The 25,801-nt window shown below is 67.0% G+C and carries 21 protein-coding genes and 2 rRNA genes (1 of these 23 only partly in view); 8 read left to right on the top strand and 15 right to left on the bottom strand.

What is annotated here, in order from left to right; translation table 11 throughout:
- Positions 1 to 10: 10 nt before the first annotated feature.
- Genes ACXJLH_RS27065 through ACXJLH_RS27025 form a run of 9 tightly spaced genes read right to left on the bottom strand, consistent with a single transcriptional unit; the run spans position 11 to position 9,534 of the window.
- Positions 11 to 1,090, bottom strand: coding sequence for an acyltransferase family protein (locus ACXJLH_RS27065; RefSeq protein ID WP_457447456.1), 1,080 nt, complete (start codon positions 1,088 to 1,090; stop codon positions 11 to 13).
- The gene (locus ACXJLH_RS27060; protein WP_457447455.1) at positions 1,087 to 2,208 is read right to left on the bottom strand and encodes a glycoside hydrolase family 18 protein; all 1,122 of its coding nucleotides are present in this window, start codon (positions 2,206 to 2,208) and stop codon (positions 1,087 to 1,089) included. The genes ACXJLH_RS27065 and ACXJLH_RS27060 overlap by 4 nt, the downstream gene beginning before the upstream one ends.
- The gene (locus tag ACXJLH_RS27055; RefSeq protein WP_457447453.1) at positions 2,205 to 3,095 is read right to left on the bottom strand and encodes a glycoside hydrolase family 16 protein; all 891 of its coding nucleotides are present in this window, start codon (positions 3,093 to 3,095) and stop codon (positions 2,205 to 2,207) included. The genes ACXJLH_RS27060 and ACXJLH_RS27055 overlap by 4 nt, the downstream gene beginning before the upstream one ends.
- Positions 3,044 to 4,300: an MFS transporter gene (locus ACXJLH_RS27050; protein WP_457447451.1), complete on the bottom strand. Its 1,257-nt coding sequence runs from the start codon at positions 4,298 to 4,300 to the stop codon at positions 3,044 to 3,046. The genes ACXJLH_RS27055 and ACXJLH_RS27050 overlap by 52 nt, the downstream gene beginning before the upstream one ends.
- Positions 4,301 to 4,320: 20 nt before the next feature.
- Positions 4,321 to 5,793, bottom strand: a complete 1,473-nt coding sequence (gene nagZ / locus ACXJLH_RS27045; RefSeq protein ID WP_457447449.1) for a beta-N-acetylhexosaminidase — start codon at positions 5,791 to 5,793, stop codon at positions 4,321 to 4,323.
- 2 nt (positions 5,794 to 5,795) lie between these two features.
- On the bottom strand, positions 5,796 to 6,818 hold the full coding sequence (locus tag ACXJLH_RS27040) for an SIS domain-containing protein (RefSeq protein ID WP_457447448.1): 1,023 nt from the start codon (positions 6,816 to 6,818) through the stop codon (positions 5,796 to 5,798).
- Positions 6,799 to 7,923: an N-acetylglucosamine-6-phosphate deacetylase gene (nagA, locus tag ACXJLH_RS27035; RefSeq protein ID WP_457447446.1), complete on the bottom strand. Its 1,125-nt coding sequence runs from the start codon at positions 7,921 to 7,923 to the stop codon at positions 6,799 to 6,801. Before nagA ends, ACXJLH_RS27040 begins: the two co-directional genes overlap by 20 nt.
- A gap of 4 nt (positions 7,924 to 7,927) precedes the next feature.
- Entirely contained in the window at positions 7,928 to 8,656 is a 729-nt protein-coding gene (locus ACXJLH_RS27030; RefSeq protein ID WP_056194626.1) for a GntR family transcriptional regulator, read from the bottom strand.
- On the bottom strand, positions 8,653 to 9,534 hold the full coding sequence (locus ACXJLH_RS27025; RefSeq protein ID WP_457447444.1) for a BadF/BadG/BcrA/BcrD ATPase family protein: 882 nt from the start codon (positions 9,532 to 9,534) through the stop codon (positions 8,653 to 8,655). The genes ACXJLH_RS27030 and ACXJLH_RS27025 overlap by 4 nt, the downstream gene beginning before the upstream one ends.
- 197 nt (positions 9,535 to 9,731) lie before the next feature.
- Between ACXJLH_RS27025 and ACXJLH_RS27020 the strand changes: the two genes are divergently transcribed.
- The 3 genes from ACXJLH_RS27020 to lplT all read left to right on the top strand — a co-directional run bounded on the left by ACXJLH_RS27020 (position 9,732) and on the right by lplT (position 14,768).
- Positions 9,732 to 11,201: a hypothetical protein gene (locus ACXJLH_RS27020; protein WP_457447442.1), complete on the top strand. Its 1,470-nt coding sequence runs from the start codon at positions 9,732 to 9,734 to the stop codon at positions 11,199 to 11,201.
- A gap of 158 nt (positions 11,202 to 11,359) precedes the next feature.
- Positions 11,360 to 13,444 (top strand): catalase, encoded by a 2,085-nt coding sequence (locus ACXJLH_RS27015; protein ID WP_457447440.1) that lies wholly within the window; start codon positions 11,360 to 11,362, stop codon positions 13,442 to 13,444.
- 52 nt (positions 13,445 to 13,496) lie between these two features.
- Positions 13,497 to 14,768, top strand: a complete 1,272-nt coding sequence (lplT, locus tag ACXJLH_RS27010; RefSeq protein WP_457447438.1) for a lysophospholipid transporter LplT — start codon at positions 13,497 to 13,499, stop codon at positions 14,766 to 14,768.
- Positions 14,769 to 14,780: 12 nt separating this feature from the next.
- Here the strand turns inward: lplT and ACXJLH_RS27005 are convergent, their stop codons facing one another.
- Complete coding sequence (locus tag ACXJLH_RS27005) at positions 14,781 to 16,022, bottom strand: glycosyltransferase family 4 protein (RefSeq protein WP_457447436.1); 1,242 nt, start codon at positions 16,020 to 16,022, stop codon at positions 14,781 to 14,783.
- Between the two features lie 113 nt (positions 16,023 to 16,135).
- Between ACXJLH_RS27005 and ACXJLH_RS27000 the strand changes: the two genes are divergently transcribed.
- The 3 genes from ACXJLH_RS27000 to asd are packed head-to-tail and all read left to right on the top strand — an operon-like array spanning position 16,136 to position 19,318.
- On the top strand, positions 16,136 to 16,750 hold the full coding sequence (locus ACXJLH_RS27000; protein ID WP_056194663.1) for an Mpo1-like protein: 615 nt from the start codon (positions 16,136 to 16,138) through the stop codon (positions 16,748 to 16,750).
- A 4-nt stretch (positions 16,751 to 16,754) separates the two neighbouring features.
- Positions 16,755 to 18,401, top strand: coding sequence for an aminotransferase class III-fold pyridoxal phosphate-dependent enzyme (locus ACXJLH_RS26995; RefSeq protein ID WP_457447434.1), 1,647 nt, complete (start codon positions 16,755 to 16,757; stop codon positions 18,399 to 18,401).
- A complete protein-coding gene (gene asd / locus ACXJLH_RS26990; RefSeq protein ID WP_457447433.1) occupies positions 18,401 to 19,318 on the top strand; it encodes an archaetidylserine decarboxylase in 918 nt (305 codons plus the stop codon). Before ACXJLH_RS26995 ends, asd begins: the two co-directional genes overlap by 1 nt.
- On the opposite strand, the gene ACXJLH_RS26985 is transcribed toward asd, so the two are convergent.
- The 3 genes from ACXJLH_RS26985 to ACXJLH_RS26975 are packed head-to-tail and all read right to left on the bottom strand — an operon-like array spanning position 19,305 to position 21,946.
- A complete protein-coding gene (locus tag ACXJLH_RS26985) occupies positions 19,305 to 20,189 on the bottom strand; it encodes a UDP-2,3-diacylglucosamine diphosphatase (RefSeq protein ID WP_056194611.1) in 885 nt (294 codons plus the stop codon). The two genes, asd and ACXJLH_RS26985, sit on opposite strands and share 14 nt — an antisense overlap.
- 35 nt (positions 20,190 to 20,224) lie before the next feature.
- The gene (locus tag ACXJLH_RS26980) at positions 20,225 to 20,878 is read right to left on the bottom strand and encodes a DsbA family protein (protein ID WP_457447431.1); all 654 of its coding nucleotides are present in this window, start codon (positions 20,876 to 20,878) and stop codon (positions 20,225 to 20,227) included.
- A 42-nt stretch (positions 20,879 to 20,920) separates the two neighbouring features.
- Entirely contained in the window at positions 20,921 to 21,946 is a 1,026-nt protein-coding gene (locus ACXJLH_RS26975; protein WP_457447429.1) for an alpha/beta hydrolase family protein, read from the bottom strand.
- A gap of 166 nt (positions 21,947 to 22,112) precedes the next feature.
- Here ACXJLH_RS26975 and ACXJLH_RS26970 point away from each other — a divergent pair, with 166 nt between their 5' ends.
- Complete coding sequence (locus ACXJLH_RS26970) at positions 22,113 to 23,054, top strand: LysR family transcriptional regulator (RefSeq protein WP_457447427.1); 942 nt, start codon at positions 22,113 to 22,115, stop codon at positions 23,052 to 23,054.
- Positions 23,055 to 23,119: 65 nt separating this feature from the next.
- The gene (locus ACXJLH_RS26965; protein ID WP_457447425.1) at positions 23,120 to 23,677 is read left to right on the top strand and encodes a 2'-5' RNA ligase family protein; all 558 of its coding nucleotides are present in this window, start codon (positions 23,120 to 23,122) and stop codon (positions 23,675 to 23,677) included.
- A 208-nt stretch (positions 23,678 to 23,885) separates the two neighbouring features.
- On the opposite strand, the gene rrf is transcribed toward ACXJLH_RS26965, so the two are convergent.
- Together rrf and ACXJLH_RS26955 are read right to left on the bottom strand one after the other, a co-directional pair.
- Positions 23,886 to 23,998 (bottom strand): 5S ribosomal RNA (gene rrf / locus ACXJLH_RS26960).
- A gap of 202 nt (positions 23,999 to 24,200) precedes the next feature.
- A 23S ribosomal RNA gene (locus ACXJLH_RS26955) occupies positions 24,201 to 25,801 on the bottom strand; it runs 1,278 nt beyond the window's last position.

Here is a 25,801-nt window from a genome sequence, read left to right as displayed (position 1 = left end):
TGTCCGGTTCTCAAACCTTCCAGTACCAGCCGCGCTTGTCCAGGGCCCACACGATCACGGCCCAAACCGCGACGAAGGCGAGCGCGAACGACAGCGACTGGCCATAAGGCCCGATCAGCGGATTCAACGGCGCGAACACGGTGCGGTACAGCGGCTCCATCCAGCCGGTGGCCGCCAGCAACACGGTGCACATCCAGGCCCCGGCATAGGCGCCGATGGCGTTCAGCCCAAAGGCGCGACCCAAGGGGCGATGGCCGAGACGATCGATCCACTGATGCGCCGCGGCCAGCGCCACAGCCGCCAGGCCGCCGGTCCACAGCACGAAGGACGGCGTCCACAGCTGCTTGTTCCAGGGCAGCCAGCCCGACCACCACCAACCCACGAGCGCCGCCGCAACACCCGTCAACAGCAGGCCTCGTGTCTGATCGCGGCGCAGCAGGCCGCCGCAAAGCAGGCCGAAGATCGTCGTCGCCAGCGCGCCCAGCGTGGACAGAAGGCCTTCGGGGTCGAAGGCGATGCCGGTCGCCGCATCCCACTCGTAAGCCCACCGGCCCAGCACCAAGGTGTCGATCCGCTGGTTCAGGCTGCCGAGCTTGTCCAGCGTCGGGCTGCCGAACAGCAGCAGCGCGCCGTAGCCGATCAGCAAGGCCAGCAGCAAGGTCCACTGCCCGCGTACACGCAGGTGGAGGGCCGCCACGCCCGCGAACGCAAAGCAAAGGCCTATGCGTTGCAACACACCCAGCACACGGAACTCGGTCTTGTGCATCAACCACCAGGCCAGCAGATGCAACACCAGGCCCAGGCCGACGATGCGCAGGCCGCGCTGGATGACGGCGGCTCGCAGTGGCCCCGGCGCGGCGCCGGCATCCACGCGTGGCCCGAGCGCCAGCGCCGCCGAGACGCCCACGATGAACAGGAAGAACGGGAAGATCAGGTCGGTGGGCGTGCAGCCATGCCAGGCCGCGTGCTCCAGCGGCCAGTAGACCGCCCCCCAGTCACCGGGGTTGTTGACCAGCAGCATGGCCGCCACGGCCAGGCCGCGCAGCGCGTCGACCGACGCGATGCGCCGAGAAGACGGCAAGCCGCTCACGGTTGCATCGCGCTCAGGATTTCGCCGTTGTCCTGGCTGAGCTCCCAGGCGAACACGCCCGCTAGGCCCTGCTTCTTCGCGAACGCGACCTTGGCGCGCACGGCGCGCGGGTCGTCGTAGCCGACGAACCGGCCGCCACCCACCATGGCCCAGGACTGGGTGCGCTTGTCGAAGTGGGCCTTCATGCCCGTCAACGAATCGATGTCCTTGAAAGGCACTGAGCCGTCCTCGTTGGGCCAGGGCTTGGCATAGCGGCCGTCGGCCTTCACGCCGTCGAAGCCGCGGCCATACATGGCGACGCCGGCGACGAGCTTGGCCGCCGGCACGCCCTCGCGCTTCAGGTTGGCGACCGACGCCTCCAGGCTGGTGTCGTCGCTGGGCTTGGCGCTGCGCAGCGCAGTGTGGTTGACGGCCTTCTTGGTCCAAGGACCGGCGAAGTCGTAGGTCATCATGAAGACCAGGTCCAGCGACGGCGCCGCGCGGCCCATGGCCATGCGAGCCAACTGCTCCTTGGTCGTGGCAATCGCGGTGGTCAGCGCGTAGCGCTTGCCGACATCGCGACCCAGGGCATCCAGCCCCACGCGCAAATCCTGCATCAGCAGCACGTAGTTCTCGGCATCGGCCGGGCTGCCCAGTGGCACGCCGTTGACCGAGCCGTTGGAACCGGGATGCTCCCAGTCGATGTCCAGGCCGTCGAAGCCCGGGTGGGCACGCAGCCAGTCCACCGAGGACTTGACGAAAGCCGCGCGGCCCTGGGCTGTCGCGGCCAGGTGGAAGAAGGGATCGGAGCCGCCCCAGCCTCCCACCGATGCCAGCACCTGCACCTTGGGGTCGCGGACCTTCAGGCGCTGGAAGGCGGCGGAGAAGATGTCCTGGTCGGCATGCGGTGCGATGCTGAAATTGGGCTTGCCGGCACAGGCTGTGGCCTCCTTGGCGCGCTCTCCTTCGCCACAAATCAGCAGGAAGGCATAGAGCAGGTGCGTGACGCGGCCGGGCTGCAGTTGCTCGACGACGTCGACGCCGCGTTCGGCCAGGATGTAGGTGCCGACGACGGGCTTCGTTTGCGCCTGCGCAAGGGAGGCAGCCAGCGCCAGGGCGGCGATCAGGGTCTTCTTCATAGATTGCATTCGCTCGTCAGGCCGGCATCCGGCACGGTATCGCGGCGGGTCACGCCCTCTTTGCGCAATTGCGCGGCACGGGTCTGCATCGCGGTGGAGCTCAGCGTCTTGCCGGCCACGTGCAGCACCCAGTCGACCTCGAACTCGTAGTCGCGCGGCGCGCCGGGCTTGGCACCGTCGGAAATCCAATGGTTGAAGCTGATCGCCATCGGCTTGGCGGGCACATTGCGGCCGGTGTGCTCGCCCATCAATCTGCCGTTGACGTAGTGGCGTGTGCGTGTGGCCTCGACCTGCACGGTCAGCACTTGCCAGCCGTCGAAGGAGCCCTGCACGATGGCGGCCTGGTTGAAGGACTCCCAGGGGTCGATGCGCACCGTGTGCCAGCTGACGCCGTAGAGCCGCGTCTCCGGCTCGCCCCAGCCGCCATGCGGCAGGTATTCGAAGTCGACCTCGCTGAAGTCGGGGTCGTAGTCGTGCTTGAGCGGCCCGGCCAGGAAGAAGCTCTGGATGATGGGGTCGCGCGAGCCCGCCGTGTCGCGAAAGCGCACACGCGCCGTCGTCGTGCCAACCAGGAACTTGCGAGCCGCGCAGAGCTGGGCCAGCGAGGTGTTGGCCGGCGTGCCGTCCGTTGACATCTTCAGCTTGAGCAGTCCGCCGTCCAGCGAGAGCTGGGTGGTGGCGAAGCGTGCACCCGGCAGGCCCGGGTGGCCGGTGCCCTCGCGCAGCACCCAGCCGCTCTGGCGGAGCGCGTCCAAGCTGGTCTGCGAGAAGTCGTCGAAGAACTCGCCAGCGGCGAATGCAGGAGCCGCGGCAACCAGCAACAGCGCCGCGGCCTTCATGCCGGCACGGCCTCGGTCGGCGCGGCCTTGCGCGGCATCGGCACCCACAGCAGCAGCAGCAATGCCGGCAGGCCACAGCCAATCGTCCAGGCGAAGAACTGCTGGTAGCCCATCGCGATCTGGATGTCGCCGCTGATGGACTTGGCGAAGATGAAGCCCAGCTGCATGACGCCCGAACCGAGCGCATAGTGGGCCGTCTGGAAGCGGCCCGGGGCCACGGCCTGCATGATGTACAGGATCATGCCGACGAAGCCGAAGCCATAGCCGAACATCTCCACGCCCACGGCGGCGGCGATGTGCGGCATATCGGCCGGCAGCTGGCTGGCGAGGTAATAGAAGGTGATGTTGGGCACACTCATGGCCACCAGCAGCAGCGGCATCGCGCGCTGCAGGCTGAGCTTGCTGGTGACCCAGCCACCCAGCACGGACCCGACGAGGAACGCACCCGTGCCCACCCAGCCGTAGACGTCGGCCACCTGGCCGGTCGTCAGGCCGAGCCCCCCCTTGTCGCGCGCTTCCAGCAGGAAGAGCGGGCCAATGGTCTGCACCTGGCCTTCGGCGAAGCGGAACATGACGATGAAGAGCACGGCGCGCCAGATGCCCGGCTTCTGGAAGAAGTCGACGACAACCTCCTTCAGCATGGCGGCCACACCCGAGGCCGTCAGCTCGCTGTGCTCGGTGGAGAGCGTGCCGGGCAGGAAGCGGGCGTTGTAGGTGGCCAGCACGGCCACCAGGCCGGCCAGCGCCAGGAAGACGGTGGACCAGGCGTTGGCTGCGCCCATCGTGCCTTCCAGATGGCCCGCCAGCTTCAGGATGACGCCGGTGATGAAGAAGCGCGCGCCGTTGAAGAAGGCGCCCTGCCAGCCGGCATAGGCGGCCTGGCGCTTCTCGTCGAGCGAGGCCATGTAGAGGCCATCGCAGGCGATGTCATGCGTGGCCGACGCGTAGGCGATCAGGAAGAGCACGACGATGGCCGCGCCGAACCAGTGCGGCAGATGCAGTGCCAGGGCCATCAGCCCCAAGCCCACGGCGCCGACGTATTGCGCCACGACGACGATCAGCTTCTTGCTGCGCGCGAGTTCCAGGAACGGGCTCCACAGCGGCTTGATGGCCCACGCCAGGCCGAGCACGGCCGTCCAGCGGGCGATCTGGTCGTTCTCGACCCCCAGGTTCTTGAACATCAGGCCCGCGATGAGCATGACGACGAAGAACTGCATGCCCTGCACGAAGTACAGGGTGGGCACCCACCTCATTGGAGTCCGAGCCTGTTCCATCACTGCAGTCCCTGCGGCGCGCGGCCGGTGGCTTGGGTTCGACCTTCCAGCCAGGCCTTCAGGCCGGCCAGCGCACCAGGCGCAAAGCCCCAGCTCAGCACGGTCGGGCCGGCGACGTCCAGGCTCTGGTAGGGGTTCCACAGCGACAGGTGCAGGTCGGGTCGCCACTCGCTCGCGGCCAAGCCGTAGCGGGCGCGGCGCGTAGAGACCAGCACATTGACACGCCCGTCCTTGGGCACGGTGCGCCAGTCGAGCTGGGCGATGTCGTCGACCATCTGGACCTGGGCGTCGCTGAAGGACTCGAACAGGGCCACGGCTTGTCGGCCAGTGGGGCCGGCCTCGGAGACCATGTCGGTCGGCACATCGCCCTGCACGATGACGCGGATGGGTGCATCCAAAGCCGGCGGCCTGGCACCGCGCAGTGCGGTCAGGCCCGCGGCCCAGGCTTCGGACATCAACGCATGGTCGGCGGCGCGGGCAGCGCTGTCGTCCACGGCACGGGCCGGGTAGGCGGCGGCGAGGCGGTCGAGGCGGCGATTGGCCGTCTCGCCCTGCTCGGCCGTCAACCGGCCGCTGGCGAAGGCGTCGCGCAGCGCGTTGATGGCGACGAGCTGCTCGGCCGGCGAGCCCTGGGCCAGCACCATGTCGGCGCCGGCCTCGATGGCCATGACGGCGGACCTGGCGTAGCCGAAGCGCTCGGCCACGGCCTTCATCATCAGCGCATCGGTGATGACGACGCCGTCATAGCCCCAGTCCTGGCGCAGGATGCCGCCGATCAGTTGCGGCGACAGCGTGGCCGGGCGGTCAGGGTCGATCTGCGGGTAGACGATGTGGGCCGTCATCATGGCCGGCGCCTGCGAGGCCAGTGCCTTGAAGGGCGCCAGCTCCAGTGCGTTCAGCTCGGCACGCGTCTTGTCGACGGTGGGCAGGGCGTGGTGCGAGTCCACATGCGTGTCGCCATGGCCGGGGAAGTGCTTCACGCAGCAGGCCACGCCTTCGCGCAGCGAGCCACGCATCCACGCAGCCGCGAGACGGCTGACCTCGACCGGGTCGTTGGAAAAGCTGCGCTCGCCAATGACCGGGTTGGCCGGGTTGTTGTTGACGTCGAGCACCGGCGCGAAATTCCAGTTGATGCCCAGCGACTTCAGCCCGCGCGCCACCGCCGCGCCCACGGCCTCGGCCCGGTCGGCGTCACCGCTCGCGCCCAGCGCCATGGCGGACGGCGGCTGCGGCAGGAAGGTCACGCGGACGACCGCGCCGCCTTCCTGGTCGATACCGATCAGCGCCTCGGGTCCCAGCACGTCGATGAGATCGCGCATCAGCGCCTTGACCTCGCCCTCCGTGCCGATGTTCTTGCGGAACAGGCAGACCGAGCGGATCTTCTGCTCGCGCAGGAAGGCGGCCGTGTCCGCATCGAGCGAAGGGCCGGGGATGTCGACCATCACGAGACGGCCGGGATCAAAGTTGCTCATGATCAATGCGTCTTGGTGACTTTGGCCAGGTTGGGCGGGACGTCAGGGTTGAAGCCACGAGCTCGCGCCAGCGCCTCGACCATGGGATAGAAGCTCTGCACGAGGGCGATGGGATCGAGGTCCTCGTTGCCCGTCGTGACCAGCGGCAGCTCGGCGCCGGGCGTACCGATGGGGGCGGCCAGCAGCACGCGGCCACCACGGCTGCGCATTTCCTCGGCGATGGCCAGCAGGCCGGCCTGGGCCGGGCCGCGCGGCGCGAAGATCAGCAGTGGATAGCCGTCGCGCACCAGGGCCATGGGGCCGTGCTTGACCTCGGCGCCCGAGAAAGCCTCGGCCTGGATACCGCAGGTTTCCTTGAGCTTGAGCGCCGCTTCCATCGCGACGGCCAGGCCCGTGCCACGGCCGAGCACAAAGAGGCGGTCCTCGTTCTGCAGCACCGGCAGCGCGGCGCTCCAATCCAGCTTGGCGGCCCGCTCCAACGCGATGGGCAGCACGTTCAGCGCGGCGCGCAGGGCGCCGTCCTGCTGCCAGGCAGCGACGACGCGGGCGCCGGCCACCAGCTGGGCGATATAGCTCTTCGTAGCGGCCACGCTCTTCTCGGGGCCGGCGTGCAGCTCGAACACGTGTTCCGCCGCGGCCGCGAGCGGCGAGCCGCTGGCGTTGACGAAGGCCACCGTGCGCGCACCTCCTTCGCGGAAGAACTTCGTCGGCGCGATCAGGTCGGGGCTCTGGCCGGACTGCGAGAAGGCCATCGACAGCAGGCCCTGGCAGTGGATGCGGCTCTGGTAGAGCGTGATCAGCGACATCGGCAGCGAGGTGACCAGCCGGCCCAGGCGCGCCATGACGAGGTAGGCCAGGTAGTGAGCCGCATGGTCGGAGCTGCCGCGCGCAATCGTCAGCACGCTGCTGGGCGGCTGCTCCTGCAGCGCCTGGCCCAGGCGGGTATAGCTCAGCGGGTCCGCTGCCAGTTGGCGGGCCACCACGTCCGGCGCACTCAGCGCCTCTTCAAGCATCAACGACGACATCGATCTCTTCACCTTCAACAAAGACGCGCCGCAACTGCAGCGCTGCATCCATCACCACCACATCAGCCCATGCGCCGGCGGCGAGGCGCCCGCGATCGGCCAGGCCCAGGTAGTCGGCCGCGGCGGTCGACACGCGCCGTGCGGCATCCATCAGGTCCAGGCCCAGCACGTGCACGAGATTGCGCAGGGCCTGGTCCATGGTCAGCGCGCTGCCGGCCAGCGTGCCGTCGGCCAGGCGCACACCGCCCAGGCATTTCTGCACCGTGTATTCGCCCAGGCGGTATTCGCCGTCGGGCATGCCGGCGGCGGCGGTCGAGTCGGTCACGCAGAACAGGCCGGGGATGCAGCGCAGCGCGACGCGGATGGCGCCGGGGTGCACATGCATGAGGTCGGGGATGAGCTCGGCGTGTTCGCCATGGGCGAGCGCCGCGCCGACCATGCCGGGCTCGCGGTGGTGCAGGCCGGTCATGGCGTTGAAGAGGTGGGTGAAGCCCGCGGCGCCAGCCTGGAGGGCCGCCACGCCGTCGTCATAGCCGCCATTGCTGTGGCCGATCTGCACACGGATGCCAGCGTCGCGCAGCGGGCCGATCAGCGCCAGGTGGCCGGCCATCTCGGGCGCGATGGTCAGCACCTTGATGGGCGCGAATTCGTTGAGCCGCTGCATCTCTTCCAGCGTCGCGGGGATGGCATGCGCAGGCTGGGCACCGAGGCGATCAGGGCTGATGTAGGGGCCTTCAAGATGCACGCCGAGCACGCGCGCCGACTGGTGGCCTCGCTCGCGGCAGACCGGGCCGAGGGCCTTCAACGCGGCCTCGATCTCGCCCACCGGCGCCGTCATCGTCGTGGCCAGCAGGGCCGTGGTGCCGTGGCGGGCGTGGCGGCGCGCAATCGTCGCGATGGCGTCGCCGCCCTCCATCGTGTCGCGGCCACCGCCGCCATGCACATGGGTGTCGATGAAGCCGGGCAACAGGATGGTCCGGCCGCCCTCGCCGGCGCGCGAGACATCGATGGGCGTGCCGCTGACGGCCGCGATGCGGCCGTGGGCGATGTCCAGGTGGCCGGTGATCACGCCCTGGGGCGTGACGATGTCGCCTTCGAGTCGCATGCCGTCAGTCCCTGCGCATCTCGGCCACGAAGTCGTAGTAGTCACTGCGGCAGTAGGAATGCGTCAGCTCCACGGCCTGGCCTGACGACAGATAGCCCACGCGCGTGATGAACAGCACGGCGGCACCTAACGGCACCTCCAGCAGACCGGCGAGCTTCGCGTCGGCGTTCAGTGCGCGGATGTGCTGCAGCGCACGCACCGGAGCGCGGTCGCCAAGATGGGTGTAGAGCGACGCCTCGACCTTCTGCGGATCGGGCAATACGGTCTGCGGCAGCACCGAGACTTCATAGGCCATGACGACCGAGTCGGCCAGGCGCAAGCGCTCCAGGCGAGCGACGCGCTCACCGCTCTTGAGCTCCAGCGACAGCTGCTCGTCGGGCGCGGCTGGCGTGAAGCCGCGCAGCAGCCAGCGCGAGCTGGGCACGAAACCGCGCTGGTGCAGCTCCTCCGAGAAGCTGGTCAGGCGGGTCAGCGGCTGCTCGAGCTTGGGCGCGATGTAGTTGCCCGAGCCGCGCTTGCGGATGATGAGCCCCTGCTCGACCAACCGGTCGATGGCCTTGCGCGCGGTGACGCGCGACAGCTCGAGCTGCTCAGCCAGCACGCGCTCGCTGGGCAGGGCCTCGTCGGCGTGGAAGACACCCTCGCGGATGGCCGTCGCCAAGCTCTGCGCGAGCTGCATATAGAGCGGCGACGCCGCATTGGGATCAGGCTTGAAATTGAAGACGGCGCTCATGCGTGGTTCATTTCTTGTTGTTGAATCAACCAGAGCGCGCCGATGACCGGCTCGCCCTGAGGTTCGACACGGCGGGACTGCAAGGCCGGGCTGAGGCGCGGCGCCAGGCGCAGCGCGATGCTGCCGGCCAGGGCCAGCGGCAGGGTGGGATGGAGGGCGGCAGCGAGGGCGTCGAGCGCACCCGCTGCCTGCGCCAGTAGCACGCTGGCGGCAGGGTCGTTTTCTTCGTGTTCGAAGACCAGGGGCGCCAAGCTGGCATAGCCCCTCTGCCCGGCTTGGGCACAGAAGCCCAGCATTTCTTCGCGCGTCGCGCCAGTCTGGCGCCAGACGGCCTGCACCAGCGGACCGGCCGGGATGCGGCTGTCGTAGGCGGCTTGAGCAAGCTTCATGGCCTGTTGGCCGAGCCACGCGCCACTGCCCTCATCGCCGATTTGCCAGCCCCAGCCGCCCACCATGCGGCGGCTGCCGTCGGGCAGCAGGGCCTCGGCGACTGAGCCGGTGCCGGAGATCAGCAGCGCGCCGGGCTGGCCGCCGTGAGCCCCAAGCAGGGCCACGAGGCCGTCGGTGACCAGCGTCAAACTGGCAACGCCGGGGTTGGCCGCGACAAAGGCCTGCAATTGCGCCGGCACTCCGGTGCCGGACAGGCCCAGGCCGAGGGCGCAATCCTTCAAGGCCAGCCCCGGCACGCCGGCTGCGGCAATGGCCTCGCCGATGGGGCGCCAAGCCTGCGCCGCGCCCTGGCCGAGGGCCGATGCGCCGGCCTCACCGCGGCCGAGAATCCGGCCCTCGACGTCGGCCACGATGGCGCGGGTGCTGGTGCCGCCCCCATCGATGCCGACCCGGTAGCGCGCAGGGCGGCCAGAGTCGCGGGAGGTCAAAAGTGAAGGATTCAGAACGAGGGGCATGATCGACATGATTCAGTCGATACCACTCTAATACCAACGGCAGGGGCCGTCAATTGGTTTTAAACTGGTCTATGGCCGCTCAAGCAGGCTACGGATTGGCCCCAGTCAGGCCGCACCCGCCCTCGGAATCGACAAGAATACCAGTGAGAAACCAACCCGAAACGGCCGCCGTGTTCATTCTTCATCCTGCCGCCAGCGAGGCCCTGGGCGATCTGCTGGGCCGCATTGGCCGCGTCGCGCACCGCCATCCGCGAGCGGCCGACAGGCTGCTCGAATCGCTCAGCGTAAACGCTTTCACGGCCGGCGACACCGCTGTCGGTGTGGATGCACTCTACGCGCGCTTCGGTCTGCTGGAGCCGCGCGGACGGGCGCTGGAATTGCTGCCGGCCCTTGAACAAGCCGGTGCGCTGGCAGCCGCCGGACATTTCCCGGTGCAGGCCGCGCGGGTTTGCGAGGCGCTCGGGCGTATTGCCTACCAGCAGGGCGAATATCAACTCGCCAGTGAGCAATGGTCGCGGGCACTGGACCTCGCGGAGGTCAGCGGTCATTTGCAGGCCGGCGTGGCCGCGCGCATTGGCCTCGGACAGATTCATTACGCCCAGGCCGACTGGGCGCGCGGCTTGCGCCAGATGCGTGACGCTGGCGAGCAACTCAAGCTCGGCGGCGGCGACGACAGCTACCTGGCCGCCAAGCTGGCACTGAACATCGGCGTCGGCAGTTTTGAGACTGGCGACCTGCCCGCCGCCGAGCGCCATTTCAGCCATGGGCTGGCGGCGGCGCGGCGTGGCGGCCATCGCGTCTTCGAGGCCGAGGCGCATTGGCATCTCGCGCGCGCCGCCCTGGCCCGCCAGCGCATGGACTGGGCCGTGGCCGATTGCCGGCTGGCGCTGGACATCGCCGCCCGTCAAGGCTATCCGTGGCTTGAGGCCGCGGCCAGCCGCACCTGGACCGAGATCGCCCTGGCCCGCGGCGACAACGCCGCCGCCGTGCGCTCGACCCGCCACGGCTTGGCCCTCGCTCAACGCATCCAGGCCCGTGCGCAGGCACGCCAGGCCCATCTGCAACTGGCCGAACTGCTGCAGGCCGAGGGCGATGCCCCCGGCGCGCTGGACCACCTCTGGCAACACCTGGCCCTGCAGTCCGAGATCGAGCGCCTGAGCCTTCCCGCACGCGCAACGGTGGCCGCGCTGCCGGCCGAGGAGACCGACACGCCGGTCACGCCCGAGGAGTTGCTGCTGCACCTGTGCGGCCAGCGTCAGCGCCTGGCTGCTTCGCCGCCGCCCGAGGCGCTGGCCGAGCTGAAAACGGCCAGTGCGCGCATCCTCGGCCTGGCCAATGTGATTCGCTGGCCGGTCGGCCGCGGCGGGCTGAATGCTGATGAGCAGCCGCGTTATGTCGATCTGCTGACCCGCCACGGCGCGCCGCTGGCCCTGCCGGACGCCGCCCTGCATCCCTGCCATGCCGAGCTGTCGGGCCTGACTGGCGCGGCCGAGGCGCGCATCGAGGTGCCGCTGTACGACGGTGCGCAGCTGGCCGGCGCCCTGTGGCTGGTTGACGCCCGTGCGACACGGGCGTGGACGCGCCAGGAGCTGCTGATCGCGAGCCAGTTGGCGCTGCTGTTCGAGGCGCAGGGCAACTAGGGTCACTGGTGCTGCCTGCGTCGCACCAACGGCAATGCAAATCGCTGCATGTGCAGTTGCCGCACGGCCCGCAGATGTATCCGCGGTCGAGTCCTACAGCTCCATCCGCGCTGACTTCCTAGAGTGCTCGGGCACCCCGCCAACACCAGGAGCCACGCATGGCCAAGCCCCGCCGCACCGACACCTCGCCCGCCTCGGTCCAGCGCGGAACCGGGGGCGAACTGCATCACGGCGCCGGCGGCACGCATCCACCGTTGACGACCAACCAGGGCATTCCGGTCACCAACAACCAGACCTCGCTGAAGGCCGGCGCGCGCGGGCCGACTCTGCTGGAAGACTTCATCCTGCGCGAGAAGATCACGCACTTCGACCACGAGCGCATTCCCGAACGCATCGTGCATGCGCGCGGCTCGGCGGCGCATGGCGTGTTCGAGCTGCACACCTCGCTGGCCAAGTACACGACGGCCCGCGTGCTGACCGAGGTGGGCGTGAAGACACCGGTGTTCACGCGCTTCTCCACCGTGGCCGGCGGCGCCGGCTCGGTGGACACGCCGCGCGACGTGCGCGGCTTCGCCGTCAAGCTCTACACGCCCGAGGGCAATTGGGACCTGGTGGGCAACAACATTCCGGTGTTCTTCATCCAGGACGCGATGAAGTTCCCCGACCTCGTCCATGCCGTCAAGATGGAACCCGACCGCGGCTTCCCCCAGGCGGCCAGCGCGCATGACACTTTCTGGGATTTCATCTCGCTGATGCCCGAGAGCCTGCACATGATCATGTGGGCCATGAGCGACCGCACCCTCCCGCGCTCGCTGCGCTTCATCGAGGGCTTCGGCATCCACAGCTTCCGGCTGCTGGACACCAAGGGCAAGAGCACCTTCTGCAAGTTCCACTGGCGGCCCGCGCTGGGCCTGCAAAGCACGCTGTGGGACGAGGCCGTGCAGCTCGCCGGCGCCGACCCCGATGCCCATCGCCGCGACCTGTGGACGGCGATCGAAGACGGCCGCTTCCCCGCCTGGGACCTGGCCGTGCAGCTCTTCACCGAAGCGCAGGCAGCCGAATTCCCCTTCGACCACCTGGACCCGACCAAGCTCATCCCCGAGGAGCTGGTGCCGCTGACCGTCATCGGCCGCATGACGCTGAACCGCAACCCCGCCAACCATTTCGCCGAGAACGAGCAGGTCGCCTACTGCCCCGCCAATCTCCCGCCGGGCGTGGACTTCTCCAACGATCCGCTGCTGCAGGGACGGCTCTTCAGCTACCTGGACACGCAGCTGTCGCGCCTGGGCACGCCCAACTTCGACCAGCTGCCCATCAATGCGCCCAAGTGCCCCTTCCACACGACGACGCGCGACGGTCACATGCAGACGCGCGTGCCGAACGGGCGTGTGGCGTACGAGCCGAGCAGCCTGCAGCCGGACGCACCCTACGAGGCGCCGCGTGGTTTCCAGAGCTTTGCCGCGCCCGGCGAGCCCGACGCCAAGGGCCGCATCCGCCCCGCGAGCTTTGCCGACCATTACAGCCAGGCTCGCATGTTCTTCCGCAGCCAGAACGCGCTGGAGCAGGCGCATATCGCATCGGCGCTGGTGTTCGAGCTGAGCAAGGTGGAGACATCGGCCGTGCGCGAACGCATGGTGGGCCATCTGCGCGTCATTGACGGCGACCTCGCCCAGCGCGTCACCAACGGCCTGGGGCTGGCCGCCCTCCCGCCCGCCGCGAAACCTGCCGCGCCCGTGCAGGACCTGCCACCCTCACCCGCCTTGAGCATCATCGACAAGACCCCGCCCTCGCTGCAGGACCGCTGCGTGGCCATCCTCTTCAGCGACAACTCCGACGCCAAGCGACTGGCTGTTGTCGACAAGGCGTTGCGCAAAGCGGGCGCCAAGGTGCAGAAGCTCAGCCCCCGCATCGGCGGCGCCAAGCTCAGTGACGGCACACTGCAGCCTGCCGACGCCCGCCTGGCCGGCAGCCCCGCCGCGGCCTTCGACGCCGTTGCACTGGTGTTGTCTTCAGCCGCCGCACAGCAGCTCGCGCAGGACGACACCGCCGCCACTTTCGTACGCCAGGCCTATGCCCACCTGAAAGCCATCGGCCATGACGAGGGCGGCAAGGTGCTGATCGAGGCCCTGCACATCGTGCCCGACGATGGCGTCTGCACGCTGGATGCCAAGGCCCTGGTCTTCGTCGAAGCCGCCGCGACGCGGCAGTGGGACCGCGAGGAGCGCGTGCACCCGCTGCCCTGAGAGAAGCGCGCGTCATCAGCATTTCACGTGACGCCGCGACAGTGCGGCGCTCGTGCATGCCACTTCCTCCGCCGCCACCTCGCTCTGCACTGCACGACCTGCCCTGCCGCGCGGCTTCAGCCTCGTCATCGGCGCGCAGTTCGCGTCCGCGCTGGCCGACAACGCACTGCTGATCGTCGCCATCGCCCTGCTCATCCAGCAGGGCTTCGCGCCCTGGTGGGCGCCGCTGCTGAAGGTCGGCTTCATGGCCGCCTACGTGCTGCTCGCGCCTTGGGTTGGCCCGCTGGCCGACGCCTTCGCCAAGGGGCGTGTGATGGCGGTGATGAACCTCGTCAAGATGGTGGGCCTCGCGCTGCTGGCCTTCGGCCTGCACCCGGTCGCCGCGCTGGCGGTCGTCGGCCTCGGCGCCGCGGCCTATGCGCCGGCCAAGTACGGCCTCATCACCGAGATGGCGGCGCCCGAGGCGCTCGTGAAGGCAAATGGCTGGATCGAGATCAGCGTCGTCTCCGCGGCACTGCTGGGCGCGGTGCTGGGCGGCGCGCTGGTCAGCCCCCTTTGGTTGGCCTCGGGCATGGCCGACTTCTGCGATGGCCTGAACCTGCCGGCCGACAAGCTGACGGGCTCGCTCGCGGCCCTGCTCGTCATCTATGCGGTGTCCAGCCTGCTGAACGCCGGCATCGCCGACAGCGGGCGGCGCCAGCGCAGCGTCGCGCACGATCCAGCGACGCTGCTGCGCGAATTCCGCGCTGCCAACCGCACACTCTGGCGCGACCGCGAGGGTGGCTTGTCGCTGGCGGCAACGACGCTGTTCTGGGGCGTCGGCGCGACGCTGCAGTTCGCGGTGTTGAGATGGGCTGGCGAGGCACTCGCGCTGCCCTTGAGCCAGGCAGCCTATCTGCAGGCGGCGGTGGCGGTGGGCGTCATCGGCGGCGCGGCGGCGGCAGGGCGCTGGCTGGCGTTGCACCAGGCGCGGCATGGGCTTTGGGCCGGCATCGCACTGGGCCTGCTGATGCCAGTGGTGGCCGAGGTCAGCGAGGTGGCAACGGCCGCGGTCGTGCTCGCTCTGGTCGGCGCCGTGGGTGGCGCGATGGTCGTGCCCCTGAACGCGCTGCTGCAGCACCGCGGCGCGACGCTGCTGAGCGCGGGGCGGTCCATCGCCGTGCAGGGCTTCAATGAAAACCTGAGCGTGCTGGCGATGCTGGCGACCTATGCCGGCTGCGAAGCCGCGGGTGTGCCGATCGCGGTGACGCTCAGCGGGCTGGGCGTGCTGGTTGCGGGCGCGATTGCAGCGCTGATCTGGGTGGACACCCGCAGCCGCGCCTAGAGGCGCCTCGCGTCAGGCCGCGGCCTGCAAACCCGTCAGTCGGAACACCGGCTCGCCGCGCGCGATGGCGCCTTCCAGCACCGATTCGAAACGCGCCGTGATATCGGCCCAATCCAATCGCCTTGCCGTGGCTCGCGCCGCCTCGGCCACCACCCGGCGGGCGTTGGCGTCCATGGCGGCAACGCCCGCCGCCGCGACAAAGGCGTCTTCCTTGCCCGGACCGGCCAGCCAGCCGTTCACGCCGCTACGGATCAACTCGCCCGCAGCCGCACTCTCGAAGGCGATGACGGCGCAGCCGCTGGCCATGGCCTCGGTCGTCACATTGCCGAAAGTCTCGGTCAGGCTTGCAAACAGGAAGAGGTCCAGCCCTGCGTAATGCGCCGCCAGATCGTCGCCACCGCGCTGTCCTGCAAACACGGCGTCGGGAACACGCGCCGCCAGCTCGGCACGCATCGGCCCGTCGCCGACGAAGACGAGGCGGGCACGCGGTTGCAGCCGCTTCACAGCTTCAAAAGCGGCCAGCACGACGCCAAGGTTCTTCTCGGGGGCCAGGCGGCCGACGTAACCTATGACCAGGTCGTCAGACGCGGCGCCCCAGCTTGCGCGCATCGCAGCGTTGCGTCGCGCCGGATCGAAGCGCTGCGTATCGACACCACGGCCCACCACCGACAGCCGCTCGAAGCCGCGTTCGGCCAGCAGCACGCGCATGGCCTCGGTGGGCACCATGGTTGCGTCGCAGCGGTTATGGAATTTGCGCAGATAGCCCATGATGGGCTTGGACAGCAGGCCCAGGCGGTAGTGCTTGCCGTAGGCATGGAAGTTGGTGCGGTAGTCGGACGTGACGGGCAGCGACAGGTGCTGGGCCGCCCGGAGTGCCGACCAACCCAGTGGCCCTTCGGTCGCGATGTGAACGACGTCGGGACGGCGCAGCGACCACAGCTTCACGAGGCTGCGCTTGCTGGGCACACCCATGCGCAGGTTGGGATACAGCGGCACGGGCAGGCCCTTGGTCAGGACTTCGTCGATCTCGGGCTTGCCGGTGGGCTGCATGCCCATCCGGGCTGGCTGGCGGGGGCGGATGAGCTGCACGTCGTGGTTGCGGCGGTTCAGACCGTCCACGACGCGAGCCATCGACATGGCGACGCCGTTGACTTCGGGCGGATAGGTCTCCGTCACCACCGCGAGCCGACGCGAATGGCGCGGCGCGGGCAAGTCGTCAACCAGGATGTCGTCGGCGTCGGGTGGGGTGTTCATGCGCGCATGGTCAGCAGTTCATGCAACAGCACGATGACAACCGGACCGTCACGCCGATTTCACGCAAGCAGCCCACCATCGCGCCGCTAGCCACCCAAACACGAGGACGGGACGTGAACGAGTTCTTTCAAACCCTGAAGACCCAGCGCTGGGACGACCACCGCTACTACCACCACAGCCGCATCAACCAAAGCCTGCACCTGATCAGCGCGCTGAGCTTCCTGGTGTCGTATGCGCTGTTGTTCGTGAATCCCGCGTGGTCGGCACTGCTGGCTTGGTGCGTATCGATGACGACGCGCCAGGCGGGCCACTTCTTCTTCGAGCCGCGTGGCTATGACGAGGTGAACAAGGCCACCGACGAGTACAAGGAAGAGATCAAGATTGGCTACAACATCCGCCGCAAGATCGTGCTGATGTCGGTCTGGGTGGCACTGCCGCTGGTGCTGTGGCTGTCGCCGTCGCTGGGCGGTTTGATCCAGCCTGCCGTAGGCCTGCAGGGCTTTATCGAGGACGTCGGCATGGCCTGGTTCTGCCTGGGCGTGACGGGCCTGGTGTTCCGCGTCGTGCAGCTGTGGGTCACGCAGAACCTGATGCAGGGCCTGGCCTGGGGTTTCAAGATCATCACCGACCCCTTTCACGACGTGATGCTGTACTGGAAGGCGCCCCTGTTCCTGTTGCGCGGCCAGCTGATCGATCCGATGGACCACGTGGGCCAGCAGGCGCATTGAGCTGATGGACGAGACCCTCACTCTTTCGGCGCTGGCCCTGGGCGTGCTCGCGCTGTTGCCGGCGGTCAAACGGCGCATCGAGCTGTCGCGGGCCAAGCACCGCTCACTGGCCGGGCACTCGCGCATGGCCAAGCGCTTGGCGCGCTGGGTGCCGGGCTATGCCTACGACGAGGCGCAGTTTTTCGCCGCTGACGGCGCACCGACGGAAGTTGCTGCCCAACGGCGTGCCGCACTGCAGCGCCTGGGCGCCGAGTTCGACAGCCGCTTCGCGAAGACGCTCGCGGCCACCGAACAAGCGCGCGACACCATTTCTGATCTGCGCTTCACGGGCCGCTACCGCGTGCCCTTCCAGTTCAGCCCGGTGCTGCGCGAGCGTCTGAAGGTGGGCGCCTTCCTGCAGCACAGCGAAGGCGTGCAGGTTGAGGACCTGGATGGCAATCGCCTCTACGACCTGACCGGCTCCTACGGCGTCAACGTGCTGGGCTACGACGCCTACAAGGAATGCATCGACGAAGCAGCAGCCATGGTCCGTGATCTGGGCCCGGTGCTTGGCGCCTACCACCCCTGCGTGCTGGACGTGCTGTCGCGTCTGAAGGCCATCTCCGGGCAGGACGAGGTGAGCTTTCACATGTCCGGCACGGAGGCGGTCATGCAGGCCGTGCGGCTGGCGCGGTATCACACGAAGAAGAAGCGCCTGGTGCGCTTTGCCGGCGCCTACCACGGCTGGTGGGAGGACGTGCAGCCCGGCCCGGGCAACCCGCTGCCGCCGCGCGAGACTTTCACGCTGCAGGACATGGCCGAGCGTTCGCTCAAGGTGCTGGCGACGCGCCGCGACATCGCCTGCGTGCTGGTCAATCCGCTGCAGGCACTTCATCCCAACGCGAGTGCGCCGGGTGACTCCGCGCTGATCGACGGCAGCCGCCGCGCGAGCTACGACCGCGAGGCCTACACGGCCTGGCTCAAGAAGCTGCGCGAGGTGTGCACGGCACGCGGCATCGTGCTGATCTTCGACGAGGTGTTCGTGGGTTTTCGCCTGGCACCGGGCGGCGCTCAAGCGTACTTCGGCGTGAAGGCCGACCTCGTCACCTACGGCAAGACGCTTGGCGGCGGGTTGCCGGTGGGTGTGGTGTGCGGCAGCCGCGCACTGATGCAGCGTTACCGCGAGGACCGGCCGGTGGACATCTGCTTTGCACGCGGCACCTTCAATGCGCACCCCTACGTGGTGGCCGCAATGGCGGCGTTCCTGAAGCGGATCGAGCGCCCCGAGACGAAAGCGCTGTACGACGGCCTCGACGCACGCTGGAACGCGCGCTGCGCGCAGTTCAACGCCCGCCTGCAGGCGGCCGGCGCGCCTGTGCGCATGGCCAATCTGTCGACGATCTGGACCGTGATGTACGACCAGCCCGGCCGCTACCACTGGATGCTGCAGTTCTATCTGCGCAAGCATGGCCTGGCGCTGAGCTGGGTGGGCACGGGCCGGCTGATCTTCAGCCTGAACTACAGCGACGCCGAGTTCGCCGAGGTTATGAACCGCTTCATCGCCGCGTGCGACGAGATGCGTGCTGACGGCTGGTGGTGGACCGCGCCCGAGCTGACCGCCAAGGCCATCCGCCGCGGCGTTTTTCGCGAGATGCTGGAGCAGAAGTTCTGATGAAAGACCGCGAAGCATCGCCCGCGCTGAGCGTCGGGATGAATGACCACGCGCGGCCCCGCCGGGGATGGTTCAAACGCCTCGTGGCGCAGGAAGACTTGAACTTCCTGCTGACCAACCGCGTGCCGCGGATCGCGCTCACGCAGATGATGGGTCGCTTCTCACGCATCGAGAGCCCGTGGCTGACGCGGCTGACCATTGCCGTCTGGCGGATGTTCACGCCGCTGGACCTGAGCGAGGCCAAGCACCAGAGCTTCCGTTCGCTGAAGGATTGCTTCACCCGCGAGCTGAAGCTCGGCTCGCGCAGGTTCGATCCACGACCGGACGTGTTCGCTAGCCCCAGCGACGCGATCATCGGCGCAACCGGCGTCGTCGAGCGCGGCATGGTCTACCAGGCCAAGGGCTTCCCGTATTCGACCGAAGAGCTGTTCGGGCCGACGCAGGACGCCTGCGCCTTCGAGGGCGGCCGCTTCGTCACGCTGCGGCTGACGTCGGCGATGTACCACCGCTTCCACGCGCCGGCGGACGGCACGGTGGAGCATGTGACCTATCTGAGCGGAGACACGTGGAACGTGAATCCGGTGGCACTGAAGCGTGTGGAACGGCTGTTCTGCCGCAACGAGCGCGCTGTGGTGCGAATGACGCTGTCGAGCGGCCACCCGATTGCGCTGGTACCCGTGGCGGCCATCCTGGTGGCCAGCATCCGCCTGCACTTCCTCGACGTACTGCTGCATCTGGGCCGCAAGGGCGCGAACGAGATGCCTTGCTCCGTGCCACATGCCAAGGGACAGGAGATGGGCTGGTTCGAGCACGGCTCGACCATCATCGTCTTCGTGCCCAAGGGCTTCGATCTGGCCGAGGGCATTGCCCCGGGCGTGCAGATCCGCGCCGGCCAGGCATTGCTCAGGCTGAGCTGACCGTATCCGGTGCCGCGGCCTTCGCGGCTGCCGGCATTGGCAGCGCCACAGGCACGGTCTTCGGCGCAGGCAGCATGCCGGGCAATGCCGCTTCGTCGCCTCGGTCGATGATCTCCAGCCGGCCGTCGAAGTGCTCGACGAGGGCTGTCAGGCTCTCCACCCAATCGCCGTCATTGCAGTAAAGGATGCCGTCGATCTCGCGGATCTCCGCATGATGAATGTGGCCGCAGACAACGCCGTGCGCACCGCGCTTCCTGGCCTCACGGGCAACGGCGTTTTCGAACTCGTTGATGTAGCTGACCGCGCGCTTGACCTTGTGTTTCAGATAGCGCGACAGGCTCCAGTACGGCAGGCCGCATTTGGCGCGGATGCGGTTGAACCAGCGGTTGACCTTGAGCGTGAACTCGTAGGCCAGGTCGCCGGCAATAGCCAGCCAGCGCGCGCACTGGATGACGCCGTCATACAGGTCACCATGCGTGACCCACAACCGCTTGCCGTCGGCCGTCACGTGCATGGCTTCCTCCATCACATCCACGCCGCCGAAGTTGTGCGCGAGGTATTTGCGCGCGAACTCGTCATGGTTGCCGGGGATGAAGATGACCCGTGTGCCCTTGCGTGCCTTGCGCAGCAATTTCTGCACGACGTCGTTATGCGCCTGCGGCCAGTACCAGGAGCGGCGCAGCTGCCAGCCGTCGATGATGTCGCCGACGAGGTAGAGCGTCTCGCACTCGACGTCGCGCAGGAAGTCGAGCAGGGCCTTGGCCTGGCAACCGGGGGTGCCCAGATGCAGGTCAGAGATCCAGACGGTTCGCACCGACAGCGTGGGCGTGTCGGCGGCAGCGGAGTCTTGCGTCGTCGGCATGGCGGGCATGCTGCCCGTATGTCATGACGCGAGCGTGAACATCCTCAGGCCAGTCCCTTGAACGGGCCGCTGCCCAGCCAACGCTCGATCTGGGCCTGGCGGTCGTTGCCCCAGAAGGGCTCGCCGTCGACGATGAAATAGGGCGCACCGAACACGCCGGCAGCGACTGCCGCGTCGTTCTCAGCCCTGAGCCGGGCCTTCCAGGCGGGGTCGCTCCAGGCGGCAACCGCCGCATCGGTGTCGATGTCGGAGTCGGCCAGCAGGCCCTTCAACGCCTCGGCGTCGCTGAGTACGACGCCGCGCGTGAAGTAGGCGCGCAGCCCAGCGTGAGCCCAGACAACGGCGCGGGCCGGATCTTGATCGTGAAGCCACCAGAACACACGCGCGGCGTTCTGCGTCGCGATCGGGAAAGTCTCGGGCTGGCGATAGGGCAGCCCAGCGAAGCGGGCAGAGCGCTCGAAATCGCGCAGCGCGTAGTCGCGCTTGATCGGGTGGGAGACGGGCGGCTTCAGCTCAGCCGCCAGGAAGGTTGCACCGAGCAGGACAGCATGCCATCGCACGCGCCGGCCGTGGCGGGCGGCGACAGCCTCGATCCACTCCGAGGCGATGTAGGAATAGGGCGAGGAGAAGTCGAAATAGAACCGCACCGGCGCGCGCAGCACGGCGGTGTTGTCGGCGAGAAAGCGGTCGTCAATCATGACGCGACCTTAGCCGCGCCCAAGCGTGCACCGCAGCGGTGCTTACGCCGAGTGCAAGCGTGCTGCAAGCCGAGGTGTCGCGGCTTCGATGGGCTCGAGCAGGCGCGGCCAAAGCTTGGCACCCAGGTCACGTCGGAAGGGGCCGAAATGCTCGATCTTGCTGACGCCCAGATCGGCCGGAGCGACGGCATGGCGCTGCACGCGCGCGGCGCTGAAATGGCCGGCCAGCGCGTCGACGGCGGCGGCCGGACCGAAAAGATGGTCGTCGGTGACGCTCCACAGATGCGCCGGGCCGGTAAACCGGTGGTAGCTCCGCTCGCGCGCCAGGCTTTCGTCGCCGAACAGGAAGCCGGGCTTTCGCCCCCACGCGGCCCATTCGAGCGCCGCGGCAGCAGGCAGCTTCTCGGCGCGCGGGCCGAGCATGCGGCCGGGCGCATGGCCGAACAGCCTCACTGCGACCGGCAGCATCAGATGGAAGAACAGCCAAGCCTGCAGGCGCGCGAAGCCTGACCAATGCCCCAGGTAGGCCACCTGGGCCGCAACGCCAAGCAGCGCATCCACCTTGTCCTCGAAGCCGGGCACGAGGCCGACCGAGTTGCCACCCAGCGAATGCCCGACCCACAGCAGGCCGAGTTCGCGGCGCTGGGCCGCAGCCTCGTCGCGCCGACGCTTGTCTGCCGCGTGCAAGGCTGCGCCCATGTCCACCCGAGCCCAATCCCGCAGGCGCACGTCCTCGCCGGGCTGCAAAGCCTCGCGCGAGGCAGCGATGCCTCGATAGTCGAAGCTCAACACGGCATAGCCGCGCCTGGCCAGCCACTCCGCGAAGTGGCGGTAATAGCTGGCCGGCACCGCCGTTGCGGCCCCTATCACGGCCACCGCGCGCACGCCGACGGCATGCGGGGGCTCAAACCACTGCGCCGCAAGCAGGCGGCCATCGCTGCAACGCAGCGGCGTCGGACAGACACGCACCTGCAGGTCGCGGGCGTGGGTGTCGTCCAGGTCCAGTGCACTTGTCGCCGGAATGGGCAGCGGCAGCGCATCGGCGGGGGTCAAGGGAAGGCTGTTCATCGGAACCTCGGGTCAGCGCGCTTGTGGCGGCGGTGGAGGCAGTCTAGATTGGCAACTTTTCAAGCAGTAGATCGTCCACAAGCCCCAGATCGTCAACGAAATGTCGACAAATAACCCCGTCCCGCCTGGCGTCGGCCGACGCCGCCAGACCGCTGCCGAAGAGGCTTTGGACGCGAATGCGCTGGAGCTTTTCGCACGCATTGCCCAGGCCGGCAGCTTTGCCCAGGCGGCGCGGGACCTCGGGCTGACACGCGCGGCGATCAGCCGCCGCATTGCGGCTATCGAGAACGCAGTCGGCCTGGCGCTGTTCGCTCGCAGCACGCGCAGCCTGGGCCTGACGGAGGCCGGCCGGCGCCTCCACGCCCGTGCCCGCGCCGTTCGTGATGCGGCAGAGAGCGCCCGCCTGGCCCTGCGGCACGCGCGCGACCAGCTCGACGGCACGATCCGCATCAGCGCCACCGCCGGGTTCGGGCGGCACGTGCTCGCGCCTTTGCTAGCGCGCTTCCAACTGCTGCACCCGGCCGTGCGCTACGAACTCTTCTTCACGGATCGCCGCGTGGACTTGATGCGCGAAGGGCTGGACATCGCGTTCCGCGTCACCAGCAAGCCACCCGAGCAATGGGTCGCCCAGCCGGTGCTGCCGTTTGTGGTCCGCGTCTACGGTCGCGGCCGACACCCATCTGCGCAAGAGCCCCAAGATCTCGCCAACGCACCCCTGCTGCTGCTAGGCCAGGGAGAGGAGCCCGTCGTCACCGAGTGGCAGCACGACGATGGACGACGGCAGAGCGTGTCGCTGCAGGCGGTGGCCTGGGGCAGCGACCTGGACGGGCTTGTTGCTCTGGCGCGCCACGGCGCCGGATTGGTCATCGCACCGGATTTCTGCGTGGAGCCGCAGCGGGCGCTGCAGGATGAGGACGACGCTGCGGCCGGGACGCCGAGCTTGGGCTCGTTGACGGCAGCTGCGCTGGTCGACGTGCTGCCCGGATGGCGCATGCTGGCCGGTATTGACACTGTGCAAGCGTTGACCCTGCCGCTGCCTAGCGGCTCGGAAACCGCACGTGCGTTGGTTCGCTTCGTGCGGCAGTCGCTGGGCGGCGGTCGCGCGTGAGGGACTAAGGTGACTGAGCGGACGCCACCGATTACAAATCGTCTTGATGAGAGGCGGGGGACCCGATGAGCCGGCCGCGCTACCTGTTCATGGCCTGCCCATCGGCTGACGCAGGAGACTGCATCGAAACGGCAATTCAGGGACTCCATTTGGACCGGCGGTTGCGCACCTTGCTGGTTGCGCGCGCCAACTGGCATCAGTCACTGTCGGGTCGCTATTGGCCGGACGAGATGCCGGAGGTGGAACAACTCCTGCTGCGGGCGGGTGGCTTGATCGCGGCGCACGCTGTCACCATGACGCTCAGCTGGATTGTCAGCAACGAAGGCTATTCCGCATTGAAGCCGAGAGGGATGCCGGCCGGATTCGTCGATCTGCTACGTGCCATCAACGCCGCGCTCGCAAAGCAAGGGCTCAGCGCGTCGGCGCAAGACGCGCCGCACATCACCCTCAGCTATCTCGCCGCAATCGCCGATGCGCCCATCGCGATAGAACCCATCGACTGGACCATCGATCGCGTGCTGCTTGTCCGCAGCGAGGGTGACGGGGCGGGCTACCGCTACAGCGAAGTCGCGAGTTGGGAACTGCCTGCGGCGCCCCTGGCTCCGCAAATTGATTTGTTTTGAGYGGGCCTGAATTGGCGCCACCAATTCAATACGGCAACAGCACACCCAACGGGCATCCGAAATCTGCCCATGTCGGCAGGCGGCAGGCGGCATTGCTCATCACCGCCCGATTCGKKYGCCGCGCACTCTTGAATCCGGCTGAATATTCAGATCACCCAAAAACAAAACCCCTCACAGCCTGAGCTGGAGGGGTTTTGAGGGGTAAATAGCCTGACGATGACCTACTTTCACACGGGAATCCGCACTATCATCGGCGCTGGCTCGTTTCACTGTCCTGTTCGGGATGGGAAGGAGTGGGACCAAGTCGCTATGGTCGTCAGGCTTGACTGGTTGGTTCATTGACATGGTCAATAAACCCAATTCGTAGAGTCAGCAGAACTTGGTTTTATCCAATCTGCACGCTGCAAGTTTTATCGCTTGGCAGCGGAATCAGCTTAATTTGATTGCGTCTTCGTAGCTTCGAAGAACGACATAACTTGAACACTCACCTTGAGACGTGCTGCGCACAGACTCTCAAAGTTATAGGGTCAAGCCTCACGGGCAATTAGTACTGGTTAGCTTAACGCATTACTGCGCTTCCACACCCAGCCTATCAACGTCCTGGTCTCGAACGACCCTTCAGGGGGCTCTAGGCCCCGGCAAGACTCATCTTGAGACGAGTTTCCCGCTTAGATGCTTTCAGCGGTTATCTCTTCCGCACTTAGCTACTCGGCAATGCCACTGGCGTGACAACCGATACACCAGAGGTGCGTCCACTCCGGTCCTCTCGTACTAGGAGCAGGCTCTCTCAATCTTGCAGCGCCCACGGAAGATAGGGACCAAACTGTCTCACGACGTTTTAAACCCAGCTCACGTACCTCTTTAAATGGCGAACAGCCATACCCTTGGGACCGGCTACAGCCCCAGGATGAGATGAGCCGACATCGAGGTGCCAAACACCGCCGTCGATATGAACTCTTGGGCGGTATCAGCCTGTTATCCCCAGAGTACCTTTTATCCGTTGAGCGATGGCCCTTCCATACAGAACCACCGGATCACTTTGTCCTACTTTCGTACCTGCTCGACTTGTCAGTCTCGCAGTCAAGCACGCTTATGCCAATGCACTATCGACACGATTTCCGACCGTATCTAGCGTACCTTCGAACTCCTCCGTTACACTTTGGGAGGAGACCGCCCCAGTCAAACTGCCCACCATACACTGTCCCCATCCCGGATAACGGGACAAGGTTAGAACCTCAAACACACCAGGGTGGTATTTCAACGTTGGCTCCATCAGATCTAGCGACCTGACTTCAAAGCCTCCCACCTATCCTACACAGATCTGTTCAAAGTCCAATGTAAAGCTACAGTAAAGGTTCATGGGGTCTTTCCGTCTTTCCGCGGGGAGATTGCATCATCACAAACATTTCAACTTCGCTGAGTCTCTGGAGGAGACAGTGTGGCCATCATTACTCCATTCGTGCAGGTCGGAACTTACCCGACAAGGAATTTCGCTACCTTAGGACCGTTATAGTTACGGCCGCCGTTTACTGGGACTTCAGTCAAGAGCTTGCACCCCATCATTTAATCTTCCAGCACCGGGCAGGAGTCACACCCTATACGTCGACTTTCGTCTTTGCAGAGTGCTGTGTTTTTAATAAACAGTTGCAGCCACCGATTCTCTGCGGCCTCATTGGGCTCACCAAGTAAATGGATCACCTACTAAAGGCACACCTTCTTCCGAAGTTACGGTGTCAATTTGCCGAGTTCCTTCTCCAGAGTTCTCTCAAGCGCCTTAGAATACTCATCTCGCGCACCAGTGTCGGTTTGCGGTACGGTCGTCAATAGCTGAAGCTTAGTGGCTTTTCTTGGAAGCAGGGTATCACTCACTTCGTCTGCAAGCAGACTCGTTATCACGCCTCATCTAATCCCCCCGGATTTGCCTAAGGGGCACGACTACACGCTTGAACCAACATATCCAACAGTTGGCTGAGCTAACCTTCTCCGTCCCCACATCGCACTATTGATCGGTACAGGAATATTGACCTGTTTCCCATCAGCTACGCATCTCTGCCTCGCCTTAGGGGCCGACTCACCCTACGCCGATGAACGTTGCGTAGGAAACCTTGCGCTTTCGGCGAGGGG

Source organism: Roseateles sp. P5_E4 (assembly GCF_054049255.1).
The sequence above is the reverse complement of the archived record's forward strand: the minus strand, read 5'-3'. Positions and strand labels throughout refer to the sequence as shown.